This window comes from Burkholderia sp. BE12, assembly GCF_002959955.1.
Taxonomy (GTDB): domain Bacteria; phylum Pseudomonadota; class Gammaproteobacteria; order Burkholderiales; family Burkholderiaceae; genus Burkholderia.
Genome location: NZ_PREY01000022.1, coordinates 14,065 through 28,200, shown reverse-complemented (window position 1 = coordinate 28,200; position 14,136 = coordinate 14,065). Strand labels below are relative to the sequence as shown.

Annotated in this window: 14 protein-coding genes; 7 read left to right on the top strand and 7 right to left on the bottom strand. The window is 67.1% G+C overall.

Going from position 1 to position 14,136, the window contains the following annotated elements:
- Window positions 1-4 precede the first annotated feature (4 nt).
- A complete protein-coding gene (locus tag C4B30_RS23355) occupies window positions 5-1,399 on the bottom strand; it encodes an MFS transporter (protein ID WP_027781515.1) in 1,395 nt (464 codons plus the stop codon).
- 238 nt (window positions 1,400-1,637) lie between these two features.
- On the opposite strand from C4B30_RS23355, the gene C4B30_RS23350 reads away from it, so the two are divergent.
- Window positions 1,638-3,215: an aldehyde dehydrogenase (NADP(+)) gene (locus C4B30_RS23350; protein ID WP_027781514.1), complete on the top strand. Its 1,578-nt coding sequence runs from the start codon at window positions 1,638-1,640 to the stop codon at window positions 3,213-3,215.
- A 90-nt stretch (window positions 3,216-3,305) separates the two neighbouring features.
- Here the strand turns inward: C4B30_RS23350 and C4B30_RS23345 are convergent, their stop codons facing one another.
- Together C4B30_RS23345 and C4B30_RS23340 are read right to left on the bottom strand one after the other, a co-directional pair.
- Window positions 3,306-3,686, bottom strand: coding sequence for a type II toxin-antitoxin system VapC family toxin (locus C4B30_RS23345; RefSeq protein WP_230469099.1), 381 nt, complete (start codon window positions 3,684-3,686; stop codon window positions 3,306-3,308).
- 23 nt (window positions 3,687-3,709) lie between these two features.
- On the bottom strand, window positions 3,710-3,907 hold the full coding sequence (locus tag C4B30_RS23340) for a type II toxin-antitoxin system VapB family antitoxin (protein ID WP_006752328.1): 198 nt from the start codon (window positions 3,905-3,907) through the stop codon (window positions 3,710-3,712).
- A gap of 187 nt (window positions 3,908-4,094) precedes the next feature.
- Between C4B30_RS23340 and C4B30_RS23335 the strand changes: the two genes are divergently transcribed.
- Window positions 4,095-4,649 carry a hypothetical protein gene (locus tag C4B30_RS23335; protein ID WP_027781513.1) on the top strand — a complete coding sequence of 185 codons (555 nt, stop codon included), beginning with the start codon at window positions 4,095-4,097 and terminating at the stop codon, window positions 4,647-4,649.
- A gap of 103 nt (window positions 4,650-4,752) precedes the next feature.
- Here the strand turns inward: C4B30_RS23335 and kdgD are convergent, their stop codons facing one another.
- Window positions 4,753-5,667 carry a 5-dehydro-4-deoxyglucarate dehydratase gene (gene kdgD / locus C4B30_RS23330; protein ID WP_027781512.1) on the bottom strand — a complete coding sequence of 305 codons (915 nt, stop codon included), beginning with the start codon at window positions 5,665-5,667 and terminating at the stop codon, window positions 4,753-4,755.
- A 228-nt stretch (window positions 5,668-5,895) separates the two neighbouring features.
- On the opposite strand from kdgD, the gene garD reads away from it, so the two are divergent.
- The 4 genes from garD (at window position 5,896) to C4B30_RS23310 (ending at window position 9,225) form a co-directional block, all read left to right on the top strand.
- The gene (gene garD, locus C4B30_RS23325; protein WP_027781511.1) at window positions 5,896-7,449 is read left to right on the top strand and encodes a galactarate dehydratase; all 1,554 of its coding nucleotides are present in this window, start codon (window positions 5,896-5,898) and stop codon (window positions 7,447-7,449) included.
- A 218-nt stretch (window positions 7,450-7,667) separates the two neighbouring features.
- A complete protein-coding gene (locus tag C4B30_RS23320; RefSeq protein ID WP_027781510.1) occupies window positions 7,668-8,060 on the top strand; it encodes a nuclear transport factor 2 family protein in 393 nt (130 codons plus the stop codon).
- Between the two features lie 80 nt (window positions 8,061-8,140).
- Window positions 8,141-8,596, top strand: a complete 456-nt coding sequence (locus tag C4B30_RS23315) for an RbsD/FucU family protein (protein ID WP_027781509.1) — start codon at window positions 8,141-8,143, stop codon at window positions 8,594-8,596.
- A gap of 191 nt (window positions 8,597-8,787) precedes the next feature.
- A complete protein-coding gene (locus C4B30_RS23310; RefSeq protein WP_027781508.1) occupies window positions 8,788-9,225 on the top strand; it encodes a DoxX family protein in 438 nt (145 codons plus the stop codon).
- A gap of 98 nt (window positions 9,226-9,323) precedes the next feature.
- Here the strand turns inward: C4B30_RS23310 and C4B30_RS23305 are convergent, their stop codons facing one another.
- A complete protein-coding gene (locus tag C4B30_RS23305) occupies window positions 9,324-10,634 on the bottom strand; it encodes an MFS transporter (protein ID WP_105133078.1) in 1,311 nt (436 codons plus the stop codon).
- 316 nt (window positions 10,635-10,950) lie between these two features.
- Window positions 10,951-12,129 carry a branched-chain amino acid ABC transporter substrate-binding protein gene (locus C4B30_RS23300; RefSeq protein WP_442778466.1) on the bottom strand — a complete coding sequence of 393 codons (1,179 nt, stop codon included), beginning with the start codon at window positions 12,127-12,129 and terminating at the stop codon, window positions 10,951-10,953.
- 585 nt (window positions 12,130-12,714) lie between these two features.
- On the opposite strand from C4B30_RS23300, the gene C4B30_RS23290 reads away from it, so the two are divergent.
- Entirely contained in the window at window positions 12,715-13,509 is a 795-nt protein-coding gene (locus C4B30_RS23290; RefSeq protein ID WP_027781505.1) for an AraC family transcriptional regulator, read from the top strand.
- Between the two features lie 96 nt (window positions 13,510-13,605).
- Here the strand turns inward: C4B30_RS23290 and C4B30_RS23285 are convergent, their stop codons facing one another.
- The gene (locus C4B30_RS23285) at window positions 13,606-13,869 is read right to left on the bottom strand and encodes a hypothetical protein (RefSeq protein ID WP_027781504.1); all 264 of its coding nucleotides are present in this window, start codon (window positions 13,867-13,869) and stop codon (window positions 13,606-13,608) included.
- Window positions 13,870-14,136 lie beyond the last annotated feature (267 nt).

The window sequence follows — 14,136 nt, the reverse complement described above, 5'->3', positions numbered from 1 at the left end:
AACCTCACGCGTCGCGATGACGCAGTTCGACGCGCTTGATGTCCTTCACGATCACGAGATAGCTGAATACGGTGATGAGCGCGTTCAATCCGACGAACACGAGCGCGCCGTTGAACGAGCCGCTCGCGCCGACGAGGTAGCCGATCACGATCGGCGCGACGATGCCCGCCGTATTGCCGAACATGTTGAACAGGCTGCCCGACAGGCCGATCGCTTCCTTCGGCGCGGTATCCGCGACGACGGCCCAGCCGAGCGAGCCGATCCCCTTGCCGAAGAACGACACGGCCATCAGCATGATCACCAGCGCTTCGCTGTCGACGTAGTTGCAGCCGATGATCGCCATCGACAGCGCCATCCCGCCGACGATCGGGATCTTGCGTGCGAGCGTCAGCGATACGCCGCGGCGGATCAGCGCGTCCGACAGCATCCCGCCGAGCACGCCGCCGAGGAATCCGCAGATCGCCGGCAGCGACGTCATGAAGCCGGCCTTCAGCAGCGACATCCCGCGCGCCTGCACGAGGTAGATCGGGAACCACGTGAGGAAGAAGTACGTCAGCACGTTCACGCAGTACTGGCCGAGATAGACGCCGAGCAGCATCCGGTTCGACAGTAGCTGGCGCACGTAGTACCAACCCGCCACGCGGCTGCCTTCGGAAGCGCCGCCGCCGCTACCGCCTGCTCCGGTCGGCCGGCCCGTCGACCGCACCAGGCCGCCGCCCTGTTCGATATGCTCGAGTTCCGCGCGGTTCACGCCCGGATGGTCGACCGGGTCCTTCATCACGCGCAGCCACAGGAATGCAAGTGCGATGCCGGCGAGCCCGAGCCACAGGTACACGTGGTGCCAGCCGTACGCATGCGTGAGCCACGCCATCAGCGGCGAGAACACGACGGCCGCGAAATACTGCGCGGCGTTGAAGATCGCCGATGCCGTGCCGCGCTCGGCGGTCGGGAACCAGCTCGCGACGACCTTCGCGTTCGCCGGAAACGCGGGCGCTTCCGCGATGCCGACCGCGAAACGCATCGCGAACAGCGCGGCGACCGCGAACGCGGCGCTGCCGCCGAGGCCGATCGTGCTCTGCAGCAGCGTGAACGCCGACCACAGGAAGATGCTCGCCGCATACACGCGCCGCGCGCCGAAGCGGTCGAGCAGCCAGCCGCTCGGCAGTTGCGCGAGCACGTACGCCCAGCTGAATGCCGAGAAGATGTAGCCCATCGTCACCGGATCGATGCCGAACGCCTTGCGGATCGGTGTGCCGGTGATCGACAGCGTCGCGCGGTCCGCGTAGTTGAGCGTCGTGACGACGAACAGCATCGCCAGAATCCAGTAGCGCACGGCGGTTCGGCGCGCGGTGCGCGCGACGTCGAGCGGAAGATCGCGAGGGGAGGTCTGATTGCTCACTTTAAATGTACGTCGTCGTATGACATGAGCGAAGTTTATTGAGAATATGTGGATTCAGAAACCTCGGGTTTTCCCTTTGAAGATCGTTGCCACAATATGGAAAAGTCCGGATTTTCTGGCCGGACAAGGCTTGTGGGTGTATCGTCGGCGCCTTCGCAGGCGATGCGATACTGTCGGCAGACATCGTATCTGTTGAGCTACAATGAGCAATCCATTCCCGAACCACGGAGCACACCCCATGCAACTGACAGGAGAGATGCTGATCGGCGCCGAAGCGGTGGCCGGCTCGGCTGGAATCTTGCACGCGTTTGACCCGACGAAGGGCGCGCCGATCGACGTCCCGGCGTTCGGCGTCGCGACGCAGGCCGACGTCGACCGCGCGTGCGAACTCGCACGCGACGCGTTCGACGCGTACCGCACGCAGCCGCTCGCGGCCCGCGCGGCGTTTCTCGAAGCGATCGCCGATGAAATCGTCGCGCTCGGCGATGCACTGATCGAGCGTGCGCATGCCGAAACGGGCCTGCCGGTCGCGCGGCTGCAGGGCGAGCGCGGCCGCACCGTCGGCCAGCTCCGGCTGTTCGCGCGCGTCGTGCGCGACGGGCGCTTCCTCGCCGCGTCGATCGATCCCGCGCAGCCGGCACGCACGCCGCTGCCGCGTTCGGACCTGCGGCTGCAGAAAGTCGCGCTCGGGCCCGTCGTCGTGTTCGGCGCGAGCAATTTCCCGCTCGCGTTCTCGGTGGCCGGCGGCGATACCGCGTCGGCACTCGCGGCCGGCTGCCCGGTGATCGTGAAGGCGCATGAAGCGCACCTCGGCACGTCCGAGCTGGTCGGCCGCGCGATCCGCGCCGCGGTCGCGAAAACCGGCATGCCGGCCGGCGTGTTCTCGCTGCTGGTCGGCCCCGGCCGCGTGACCGGCGCGGCGCTGGTCAGCCATCCGGCGATCCAGGCCGTCGGTTTCACCGGTTCCCGGCAGGGCGGGATGGCGCTCGTGCAGCTCGCGAACGCGCGCCCGCAGCCGATTCCGGTCTATGCGGAAATGAGCAGCATCAACCCCGTCGTGCTGTTCCCGGCCGCGCTGGCCGCGCGCGGCGACGCGATTGCGACGGGCTTCGTCGATTCGCTGACGCTCGGCGTCGGCCAGTTCTGTACCAATCCGGGCCTGGTGCTCGCGATCGACGGCCCCGATCTCCACCGCTTCGAGACGGTCGCCGCGCAGGCGCTCGCGAAGAAGCCGGCCGGCGTGATGCTCACGCGCGGCATTGCCGATGCGTACCGCAACGGTCGCGGCAAGCTGGCCGAGCTGTCCGACGTGCGCGAAATCGGCGTGGGTGAATCCGCACAGACCGACTGCCAGGCGGGCGGCGCGCTGTACGAAGTCGGCGCGCAGGCGTTCCTGGCCGAGCCGGCGTTCAGCCACGAGGTGTTCGGGCCGGCGTCGCTGATCGTGCGCTGCCGCGATCTCGACGAAGTCGCGCGCGTGCTCGACGCGCTCGAAGGCCAGCTCACGGCCACGCTGCAGATGGATGCCGACGACAAGCCGCTCGCGCGCCGGCTGCTGCCGATCCTCGAACGCAAGGCCGGGCGCCTGCTCGTCAACGGTTACCCGACCGGCGTCGAGGTGTGCGACGCAATGGTGCACGGCGGGCCGTTCCCCGCAACGTCGAATCCGGCCGTCACGTCGGTCGGGGCGACCGCGATCGAGCGTTTCCTGCGGCCGGTGTGCTATCAGGACTTCCCGGACGATCTGCTGCCCGAAGGACTGCAGGAAGGCAATCCGCTCGCGATTCCGCGGCTGCGGGACGGCAAGGCGGAGTGACGTGGCGTAATCGTTGAAGGCAGCGTCTCGAAAGGGACGCGTTCCGGCACGATGGAACATGGCGGCGGGGCTCACGGGCCCCGCCGTTTTTTATGCAGCGCCGGTTTTCGTGCCAGGTTCGCTCGGTCGGTGAGCGGGGCGCGCGACGAGTTGCAAGCGCTCCGCTGCAGCCAGCAGGCGCCGGTCGCGCGTCCACAGCTTGCTGCCGCCGGTCAGTCTGGTCGAGGCAAGCAGGTGAGCATCGACGTAACCGATGCCGAGCCCATGAAGCGGTACGGCATCGATCATGCGCTGGACTTCGTCGTCGGTTGCAAGGGTTGCGGCTGGAAGGTCGTGCAGCGCATCCGGTACGGTCGCGCGATTGCGCATGCTGCCGAGCGCAAGCTCGCCGGCGATGAACGGATGGATCAACACTCGCTCGGCTTCCAGGAGTGCGGTGAGGGTTGCGTCGCCGGCCCGCAAGTGATCGATTCAGACCGAAGTGTCGACAACAATCATGCAGGCTCCGACGGGCGGCGTGGAACCGATTCAAGGTCGGGCTCGGTGCCGCCGAGGCGCGCGAGTCGTCGTGCGCTTTCGCGGGCGATCAATGCACGCAGCGCCTCTCTCACGAGGGCCGATTTTTCGGTGACGCCGGTCAATTGCTGGGCTTTTGCGAGCAATGCGTCGTCGAGGGACAAGGTGGTGCGCATGTGCAGCTCCCGGAGGAAACGCGATGCGTCAACTATGACATCAAATCGTACCGATATTGATGCGCCGACATGGCGAGGAAATGTCGGCTTTCCTGTTGCCCGCGTTTCTCCTACAGTAGCGAAGCCTCGGGCTGTCCGGCCCGCAGGCGAGCCTGAGAGACGCACAAAACCAACAAGGAACCATCCGATGAATATCAGCAAGCGTGGCGACCACCTGTTCGCGGCCGGGTTGTGGAAAGCAATCGGCGACGTCGCGAAATCGGTCCGTACCCAAATCGGCGAATACAGCGAAGGGCGTGTGCTGGCCGACGCGCTGTTCGCGCTGCAGCGCGAGCTGGGCGGCGGCGAATTCGACGTGACGATCAACCAGGGGCGGCCCGTCGTGGGCTCCGATCCGCATTCGGTGATCTTCGGCAGGGCCGTCGAGCGCTTCAGGTACGACATGGAGGCGGTGGTGTTCGCGCTGAAGCATCGCCGCAGCATCGACACGCCCGACGGTGCGCAGCGCGCCGAAGCACTCACGCAGGCCAATACGCATCTCGCGACCGCGAAGCAGTACGCGATATTCACGGTCGGGCGGTTCTTCGATGCGGTGGTCGACCGCGACGTGCTGGAGCAGATCGTGGGCGCCGAGTCGCCGACGCGCGGCCGGCCGGTCGCGGCGCGCAAGGGAATCGACGAGACGCAGCGCACGCTCACCGGCGTGCGCCAGCGGATCGTCGGCGCGATCGCGCAGATGTGACGATCGCGCCGGCGCGTCGCGCCGCGCGGCCGTCGAGTGATGCGGATACGGCGTGATCAGGCCGGCCGCGGCGCCATGAAGGCCGCGCCGCCGGCGAACCTGCTTACTGCGGGCCCATCTTCTTGATCAGCACGTCGAGCTCGGCCGCTTCGGCTTCGGTCAGGTCGATGAGCGGCGCACGCACGGGGCCCGCGTCGTGGCCGACGAGTTTCGCGCCCGCCTTCACGATGCTGACCGCGTAGCCTGCGCGGCGATTGCGGATCTTCAGGTACGGCAGGAAGAACTCGTCGATCAGGCGGCCGACCGTCGCGTGGTCGTCCTTCGCGATCGCCTCGTAAAACGCCATCGCCGTCTTCGGGATGAAGTTGAACACCGCCGACGAGTACACCGGCACGCCGAGCGCCTTGTACGCGGCTGCATAGACTTCAGCCGTCGGCAGGCCGCCGAGGTACGCGAAACGATCGCCGAGGCGGCGGCGGATCGTGACCATGCTTTCGATTTCGCCGACGCCGTCCTTGAAGCCGATCAGGTTCGGGCAACGGTCGGCGAGGCGCTCGAGCATGTCGGCATTCAGCTTCGAATTGGCGCGGTTGTATACCACGACGCCGATCTTCAGCGCACGGCAGACCTGCTCGACATGCTCGGCGATCCCTTCCTGGCTCGCTTCGGTCAGGTAGTGCGGCATCAGCAGCACGCCGCTCGCGCCGAGGCGCTCGGCTTCCTGCGCATATTCGATCGCGACGCGCGTCGCGCCGCCGGCGCCGGCGAGGATCGGCACCTTGCCCTTGCAGGTTTCCGTCGCGACGCGGATCACGTCCGAATACTCGCGCTGGGTGAGCGAGAAGAATTCGCCGGTGCCGCCGGCCGCGAACAGTGCGCTCGCGCCATACGGCGCCAGCCATTCCAGGCGCTCGGCATAGGTGGTCGGGCGGAAGCTGCCGTCGGCGTCGAAATCCGTCAGCGGAAACGACAGCAGGCCGTGGGAGATGATCTGTTTGAGTTCTTGCGGTGAAGTCATGGTTGGGTCGTCCGTCTAGCGCGAGTGCGGGGTTCGTCGGTACGGCATCCGAGCCATATTGGCGATGTCGTTGTATGTCATCGTACAACGCAAGAAAGAGCGGCGCAAGCGGTTTGCTGGCCGGTCAAGGGTAGGGTCTTTCCGGATAAGGGTTTACTCAGCATCGTGGATTGAGGTTGAATGTCGTATGATGACTAACGATATCGCAGATAGCTTCCAGGAATTCCGATGACTGCTTCCCCTCTCTACATCCGCGTGCATCCGGACGACAACGTCGCGATCGTCGTCAACGACGGTGGTTTGCCCCAAGGCGCGACGTTCGCCGACGGGCTGACGTTGTGCGAAGGCGTGCCGCAGGGGCACAAGGTCGCGCTCGTCGACCTCGCGGCCGGCGACCCGGTCGTTCGCTACAACGTGGTGATCGGCTATGCGCTGACCGACCTGCGGCGCGGCAGCTGGGTCAACGAGCGCACGATGCGCATGCCCGAGCCGCCCGGCCTTGACGACCTGCCGCTCGCCACGCGCGCCGCGCCGCCGCTCGAGCCGCTCGAAGGCTATACGTTCGAGGGCTTCCGCAATGCCGACGGCTCGGTCGGCACGCGCAACATCCTCGCGATCACGACGACCGTGCAGTGCGTGTCGGGCGTCGTCGAGCATGCGGTGAAGCGGATCAAGGACGAACTGCTGCCGCGCTACCCGAACGTCGACGACGTGGTCGGGCTCGAACATACGTACGGCTGCGGCGTCGCGATCGATGCGCCCGACGCCGACATCCCGATCCGCACGCTGCGCAACATCAGCCTGAATCCGAACTTCGGCGGCGAAGTGATGACCGTGAGCCTCGGCTGCGAGAAGCTGCAGCCCGAGCGGTTGCTGCCGCCGGGCTCGATTCCGCTGGCGGCCGACGGCGCGACCGGCAACGGCGGCGTCGTCTGCCTGCAGGACGCCGCGCACGTCGGCTTCAACTCGATGATCGACTCGATCATGAAGATGGCCGAATCGCATCTCGAGCGGCTGAACCGCCGCCGTCGCGAAACCTGCCCGGCGTCGGATCTCGTCGTCGGCGTGCAGTGCGGCGGCAGCGACGCGTTCTCGGGGCTCACCGCGAACCCGGCGGTCGGCTTCGCGGCCGACCTGCTCGTGCGTGCGGGCGCGACGATCATGTTCTCGGAGGTGACCGAAGTGCGGGACGGCGTCGCGCAGCTCACGTCGCGCGCGGCGAACGAGGACGTCGCCCGCGAGATCATCCGTGAGATGGACTGGTACGACCGCTACCTGCAGCGCGGCCGCGTCGACCGCAGCGCGAACACGACGCCGGGCAACAAGAAGGGCGGCCTGTCGAACATCGTCGAGAAGGCGATGGGGTCGATCGTGAAGTCGGGCAGCGCGCCGATCGCCGGCGTCGTGCGCCCCGGCGATCGCGCGCGGCAAAAGGGGCTGCTGTACGCGGCGACGCCCGCGAGCGATTTCATCTGCGGCACGCTGCAGCTCGCGGCGGGGATGAACCTGCACATTTTCACGACCGGCCGCGGCACGCCGTACGGCCTCGCGCAGGTGCCGGTGATCAAGGTCGCGACGCGCAGCGATCTCGCGCGCCGCTGGCACGACCTGATGGATCTCGACGCGGGGCAGATCGCGACCGGCGCGGCGACCATCGAGGACACGGGCTGGGCACTGTTCCGGCTGATGCTCGACGTCGCCAGCGGCAAGCGCCGCACGTGGGCCGAACAATGGAAGCTCGCGAATGCGCTGACGCTGTTCAATCCGGCGCCGGTGACCTGACGCGCGCGCGGTGGTTGCGGCAAGACGATGCGGGCGCCTTCGGGCGCCCGTTTTCGTTGCGATGCGCATGGCGATTTGGCGCGGGCATGCGGCGCGTGGCCGGCGCGATTTCCTTACCTCCCGCGTAATCGACCGCCTCCGCCGGCCCGGCGACGATAGCGGCACGCGGACCCGAAACGTCCGCGACATCGTTCGTCACCGACACAAGGAGCCTCGCCATGAACACCGCTCAATCCGCATCGTCCGTTCACGCCGATCTGATCGACCGCTACTTCGACGCCTGGAACGAACCCGACGTTGCGCGCCGCCGCGCGCTGATCGATGCGACCTACGCGAGCGACGCGACCTATCGCGATCCGCTGATGGCCGGCGACGGCCACGCGGGCATCGACACGATGATCGCCGCCGTGCAGCAACGTTTCCCCGCCTACCGCTTCAGCCGCACGACCGACGTCGATGCGTTCGGCTCGTACCTGCGATTCTCGTGGGCGCTCGTGTCGCCCGACGGCGCGGCGATCGTGAAGGGTTCGGACTTCGGCACCGTCGACGCGTCGGGCCGCCTCGCGTCGGTCACGGGTTTCATCGACGAAATGCCGGCCGCGGCGTCCTGATCCGAACGATGCATGCACTGCGGGCCGCCGGGATCGGGTAACGTTATGCCATTCGTTCCTGAACCCGGAGACTAGCCCACATGTTGAAGAATCTCGACCCGCTGCTGCACGCCGACATCCTGCACACGCTGCGCGCGATGGGTCACGGCGACGAAATCGCGATCTGCGATGCGAATTTCCCGGCGGAATCCGTCGCGGAGCACACGGTGGTTGGCCGCGCGCTGCGGATCGACGGCGCCGATTCGGCGCGCGTCGTGCGCGCGGTGCTGTCCGTGCTGCCGCTCGATACGTTCGTCGACACGCCCGCGTGGCGCATGGAAGTCGTCGGCGACGCAGCCGCGGTGCCGCCCGTGCAGCGCGAAGTGCAGGCCGAGATCGACCGCGCGGAAGGGCGCGCGGTGCCGCTTGCCGGCGTCGAACGTTTCGCGTTCTACGAGCGCGCGCAGCAGACGTATGCGGTGATCGTCACCGGCGAACTGCGCGGCTACGGCTGCTTCATCTTCAAGAAGGGCGTGCTGTTGAGCGACGCGGGCTAAACGCGTTTTTCAGCGCGCCGGGCTGCCGGCGCCGCCGCAGCAGTGTAAAGATTTGCTACAACCTTTTTCTTGGACACGGCGAAAAGACCCTCTATGCTGGCCCATTTGCCGCGCGCCCACCCGGGCCGCGCGGCGCCGAACCGCACGGGCGCGCCCGGGCGGGCGGCCGAATTGCATACGAGGAGAGAGGCATGACGCGTACCGTCGATTCCGGCGTCATTTTTTTCGCACGCCTGGCGCTGGCGGCGTTGTTCTTGTGGGGCGGCATCATGAAGCTGCTCGGCTACAGCGATTTCGTCGCGTATCTGCACACGATGAACGTGCCCTATCAACAGGTCGTCGCACCGATCGTCGTCGCGATCGAGGGGCTGGGCGGCCTGCTGTTGATCGTCGGCTACAAGGTCCGGCCGCTCGCGTTGCTGATGGCGGTCTACACGATCGCGACCGCGATGGTCGGGCACAACTTCTGGGACGCGACCAACGCCGCCGTCCAGCACGACATGGTGATTCACTTCTGGAAGAACGTCGCGATCGCCGGCGGGTTCCTGCTGCTGTTCGTCACCGGCGCCGGCGGCGCGAGCATCGACGCGTTGCGCCGGCCGAGTTCGTCGTACGGCGTGCTGCGTTGAGCTGACCGCACTCGCGCCGCTACGCCGAGGCAAGTCAAAAGGGCCGAATCCCGCACGCCGCGGGATTCGGCCCTTCGTTCATGAAGCGGGCGCCAGCGTCAGTGCGTGCCCTTCACGTCCTTCGCATCCTTCGAGAACTGCACGGCGATCGCGCCCAGCACGCAGATCGCCGCGACGTACGCGACCGGCGCGAGCGGATTCGACTTCATCATCAGCGACACGATCACCGGCGTGAGGCCGCCAAAGATCGCATACGCGACGTTGTACGAGAACGAGATGCCCGAGAAGCGCACGACGGCCGGGAAGCTCTTGACCATCACGAACGGCACCGCGCCGATCGTGCCGACCATGAAGCCCGCGATCCCGTAGTAGAGCGGCAGCGTCGACGCATCGGCCGCGACCTGCACGAACAGCAGGTAGTAGCACGCGGCCAGCCCGATGCCGCCGATGCCGAGCACGCGCTTCGCGCCGATCCAGCCCGCGAGCGAACCCGCGGTGATGCAGCCGGCCGTCAGGCACAGCGTCGCGACGCTGTTCGCGAACAGCGTCGTCGCCGGCGTCAGGTGGAACTGCTTCTGCAGCAGCGCGGGCGTCATCAGGATCACGACGACGATCGCGGCCGACAGCATCCACGTGAGCAGCATCGACACGATCACCGCGCGGCCGTGGTCGCGCAACACCGCCTTCAGCGGAATCTCGGCCGCGAGCGCCTTCTTCGCCTTCATCTCGGCGAACACCGGCGTTTCATGCAGCCAGCGGCGCAGGTACACGGAGAACAGCCCGAACACGCCGCCGAGCAGGAAGGGGATGCGCCACGCGAACGCGCCGACTTCGGCCGTCGAGTAGCGGCTGTTGATGCCGGCCGCGACGAGCGAGCCGAGCAGGATGCCGGCCGTCAGGCCCGCGGTCAGCGTGCCGCATGCGTAGCCGATATGGCGCGACGGCACGTGCTCGGACACGAACACCCACGCGCCCGGCACCTCGCCGCCGACCGCCGCGCCCTGCAGCACGCGGAACAGCAGCAGCAACACCGGCGCGAGGATACCGATCGTGTCGTAGGTGGGCAGCATGCCCATCAGCAGCGTCGGCACCGACATCATCAGCACGCTCAGCGTGAACATCCGCTTGCGGCCGAACAGGTCGCCGAAGTGCGCCATGATCACGCCGCCGAGCGGGCGCGCGAGATAGCCGGCCGCGAAGATGCCGAACGTCTGCAACTGGCGCAGCCAGTCGGGAATGTCGTGCGGGAAGAAGAGTTGTCCTATCGCCGGCGCGAAGAACACGAAGATGATGAAGTCGTAGAACTCGAGGGCGCCGCCGAGTGCGGCAAGGCCAAGGGTCTTGTAGTCGCTGCGCGTGAGCGCGCGTTCGGCGGCGCGAGGCACGCCGCTCAATTCGGAAGCTTGCATGGTCAGGACGATCGGTTTTCGAATGTTGTTGTCGGTGCTGCGTCTCCAGGGCCCGCTATCGGCATGGACTGACAAGGCGCGGCTTGCGTCGTCGAAGCGTGCCGCGTGCCGGGTGAGGCACGCAACACGCGCCGCCGCACCGGGATGGGGCACGGCGGAGACGAAGCGTCAAAGCGGGTGGGGGGATTCTACAGGAGCGCGAAATGCCTGCGCGCGGGCGCGCGCCGAGCGCGGCTTCGGACCATGCAGCCGAAGCGCACGCGGCGCGCGCGGCCGGTGAGCCGCTGGCGCGCCGCGCGGGGCAGGGCCCGCGTAATCAGTTGCCGGCGATCGTATCGACCGGCTTGAACGCGCCGCGCTCGACCTTGTAGATCGTCACCGGCGCATCCTTCAGGTCGCCCTTCGGGTCGTACGCGATGCTCGGGGCCGACACGCCCTTGATCGACACCTTGCCGAGGTACGGCGTGTACACCTTCGGATCGGTCGAATTCGCGTCCTTCATCGCGGTGAGCAGCGCGATCGTGCCGTCGTACGAGTACGGCGAGTACGTGATCACGTCTTCGTTGAAGCGCGCCTTGTAGCGGGCCGCGTAGCCGGAGAAGCCCGGCATCTTTTCCTTCGGCAGCCCGCCCATGTAGACGATCGCGCCTTCGGCCGCGTCGCCGCCGACCTTCAGGAACGTCGGCGAGCGCGACATCTCGCCCGTCACGAACGCCGACTTCATTCCGAGCTGGCGCATCTTGCGGATCATCGGCGACGATTGCGCGTCGCCGCCGCCGTAGAAGACCGCATCCGGATTCACGCCCTTCAGGTTGGTCAGGATCGCCGAGAAATCGAGCGCCTTGTCGTTCGTGAAGTCGCGCTTGACGATCGTGCCGCCGGCCGCTTCCACGGCCTTCGCGAATTCGTCGGCGATGCCCTGGCCGTAGGCCGTGCGATCGTCGATGATCGCGATGCGCTTGAAGTGCAGCGTCTTCACCGCGTACGTGCCGACGATGCGGCCGGCCTGCGCGTCGCTCGTCAGCAGCCGGTAGGTCGTCTTGTAGCCGCGCGCCGTGTATTGCGGCGACGTCGCCATCGAGATCTGCGGCAGCCCCGCGCGATCGTACAGGTCGGACGCGGGAATGCTGGTGCCCGAGTTGAAGTGGCCGATGATCCCGCGGACGTTGTCGTCGATCAACCGCTGCGCGACGGTCGTGCCGGTACGCGGGTCGGCCTGGTCGTCCTGCGAGTCGAGCTGGAACGTGACGGGCTTGCCGCCGATCGTCGGATGCGTCGCGTTGAAATCGGCGATCGCGAGCTGCACGCCCTTCTGCATGTCCGTGCCGTAATTCGACTGCGGGCCGGTCAGCGGTGCGGCGAAACCGATCTTGACGATGTCGGCGGCGACGGCGTGCGCGCCCGACAGTGCGCAGGCGGCGGCCAGCGCGACGTGCGATACCTTCAGCTTCACTTTCACTTCCCCTTGATGGCGTGGTTGGGCCGCCGCCGGCATGCGGGCCGGCGCCGGTAAACCGGGCGAGACGTATCGGTCCGCAGGCCGATGGGCAGGCCATGCGTGCTTGCCGCGTGCTGCGCGCGCTGTGCCGGAATCGGCGTGCGCGATGGTGGATGCGGCGAGCCGTGCATGCCGATTGCGGCAGCGACGGGATGTCGTCTCGTGACCGTGAAGCGAAGTCTAGGTAGCGAAAATGCGTGCGTCTTGCGCGTTCGATGCGTGGCCGGCGACGATATCGGCATATCGTCGATAACCCTGATATATGCTGAAATCGTCATGACGAATGCGCAAACCCGCCAAGACGCGGGTCGTCGGCATTTTTAGGATGATGGATTCGGGTGCGGGGTGCGGGGCACCGGCGTGTCGATGCGCCGCGGCCGCAGCGGCGCCAGCGGAACGGCTGCCGGCCGCGCACGTGCCGCGTAGTGGTTGCGTACGCAACCTGTTCCGCTGACCGATGAACCTGGCCGGGACACACGATGCGACCGGCCTCCGTCTTGCCTGCCCCGCGTTCGGCGCGACGCGATCGAAGGGGCGCTCCTATAATCGACGCCATCTGCCACTCGCTTCGCGGTTGCCGGGATGACGACCTTGCTTGCCGTACCGCCCATGAGCCTGCCCGACACGTTGCGCTACCAGCCCGACAACGCCGATCTCGGTGCGATGCTCGCGCATTTCCGCCTGCTCGAACCGGTGTTCGATGCGCTGCCGGATGTCGCGTTCTTCGTGAAGGATGCGAGCGGCCGCTACGCGATCGTCAATCGCACGCTGGCGATGCGCTGCGGCTACAAGGACAAGCGCGACCTGCTCGGCAAGACGGCCGACGAGGTGTTTCCGCGCCGCTTCGGCCGTAGTTACTTCGAGCAGGACATGGCGACGATCAACGCCGGCCAGCAGCTGATGGACCAGCTCGAGCTGCACCTGTATCCGGGCCGCCAGCCGGGCTGGTGCCTGACCTGCAAGGAGCCGCTGCGCGACGCCGCGGGCCGGGTGATCGGCCTCGCGGGCATCTCGCGCGACCTGAAGGCGCACGAGGGATCGCACCCGGCGTACAGCCGGCTCGCCGACGTGGTCCAGCACATCCAGGATCACTACGTGCAGCCGCTGAACCTGAAGCATCTCGCGCAGATGGCCGGGATGTCGGTTGCGCAGCTCGAACGCTACTTCCACAAGGTGTTCCACCTGACGCCGCGCCAGGTGCTGCTGAAGACGCGGCTCGACGCGGCCACCGCGCTGCTCGTCACCCACGACAAGGTGACCGACGTCGCGGCGCTATGCGGCTACACGGATCACAGCGCGTTCACGCGCCAGTTCAAGGCGACGGTCGGCGTGACGCCGACGGAATACCGGTTGATGCTGCAGGAGCGGGCAGGGTGACGCCACTCGCCGGCGTGGCCGGCGCGTGGCAGGGATCGGGGTCGGGCGGGGAAACGGGAACGGGTGAAAGCGGGTGAAGCGGGTGAAAGCGGCGGCTCAACGGTAGCCGAGCCCTTTCAGGACGGCCGTGCCGTCTTCGGTCAGCCGGAAGCTCGGGGTCGTATCAGGGTCCAGCTTGACCATTTCGACGAGGCCGGCTTCCTGCAGCGCGGGCAATTCCGGTTTGGCGTTCGCGCCGATCGGTGCATGCAGCAGCACGAGCAACGTCGCGATTTCATGATGACTGAGCAGGCGGCGCAGCATCGTCTTCTTTGCAGGGGGCGCGGCCGGGCGGCCCGCGGGTGCTTCTACGGCGCTCATCGCTTTCCTCCTTTTCAAGATAACCATCGGGTACTGGTTGCGGATGGTGCCGTCTAAGACTTAAGCGATTCTTAAAACCGTGGTGGGCGACGCAATGCTGCACTGCGGTGCAAGTTACGGGATGTAACGTCAGACGACGCGCGGCTCCCGGCACGACCGCGGGCAGCCATGCGGGCCGGCCCTTGGCCGCGAGATTCACCACGATGCGGCAGGCAAGCGGCCCCGTCCGATCGATGGGTGGGCGCGATCCGGCCCCCCACTCCGGTT

Bases quoted from the DNA above. Each gene is read 5' to 3' on its own strand.
- C4B30_RS23310 (WP_027781508.1), top strand. From the start codon at position 8,788: ATGACGCGTACCGTCGATTCCGGCGTCATTTTTTTCGCACGCCTGGCG.
- C4B30_RS23350 (WP_027781514.1), top strand. From the start codon at position 1,638: ATGCAACTGACAGGAGAGATGCTGATCGGCGCCGAAGCGGTGGCCGGC.
- C4B30_RS23335 (WP_027781513.1), top strand. From the start codon at position 4,095: ATGAATATCAGCAAGCGTGGCGACCACCTGTTCGCGGCCGGGTTGTGG.
- C4B30_RS23305 (WP_105133078.1), bottom strand. From the start codon at position 10,634: ATGCAAGCTTCCGAATTGAGCGGCGTGCCTCGCGCCGCCGAACGCGCG.
- C4B30_RS23285 (WP_027781504.1), bottom strand. From the start codon at position 13,869: ATGAGCGCCGTAGAAGCACCCGCGGGCCGCCCGGCCGCGCCCCCTGCA.
- C4B30_RS23300 (WP_442778466.1), bottom strand. From the start codon at position 12,129: ATGCCGGCGGCGGCCCAACCACGCCATCAAGGGGAAGTGAAAGTGAAG.
- kdgD (WP_027781512.1), bottom strand. From the start codon at position 5,667: ATGACTTCACCGCAAGAACTCAAACAGATCATCTCCCACGGCCTGCTG.
- C4B30_RS23315 (WP_027781509.1), top strand. From the start codon at position 8,141: ATGTTGAAGAATCTCGACCCGCTGCTGCACGCCGACATCCTGCACACG.
- C4B30_RS23320 (WP_027781510.1), top strand. From the start codon at position 7,668: ATGAACACCGCTCAATCCGCATCGTCCGTTCACGCCGATCTGATCGAC.
- garD (WP_027781511.1), top strand. From the start codon at position 5,896: ATGACTGCTTCCCCTCTCTACATCCGCGTGCATCCGGACGACAACGTC.
- C4B30_RS23340 (WP_006752328.1), bottom strand. From the start codon at position 3,907: ATGCGCACCACCTTGTCCCTCGACGACGCATTGCTCGCAAAAGCCCAG.
- C4B30_RS23290 (WP_027781505.1), top strand. From the start codon at position 12,715: ATGACGACCTTGCTTGCCGTACCGCCCATGAGCCTGCCCGACACGTTG.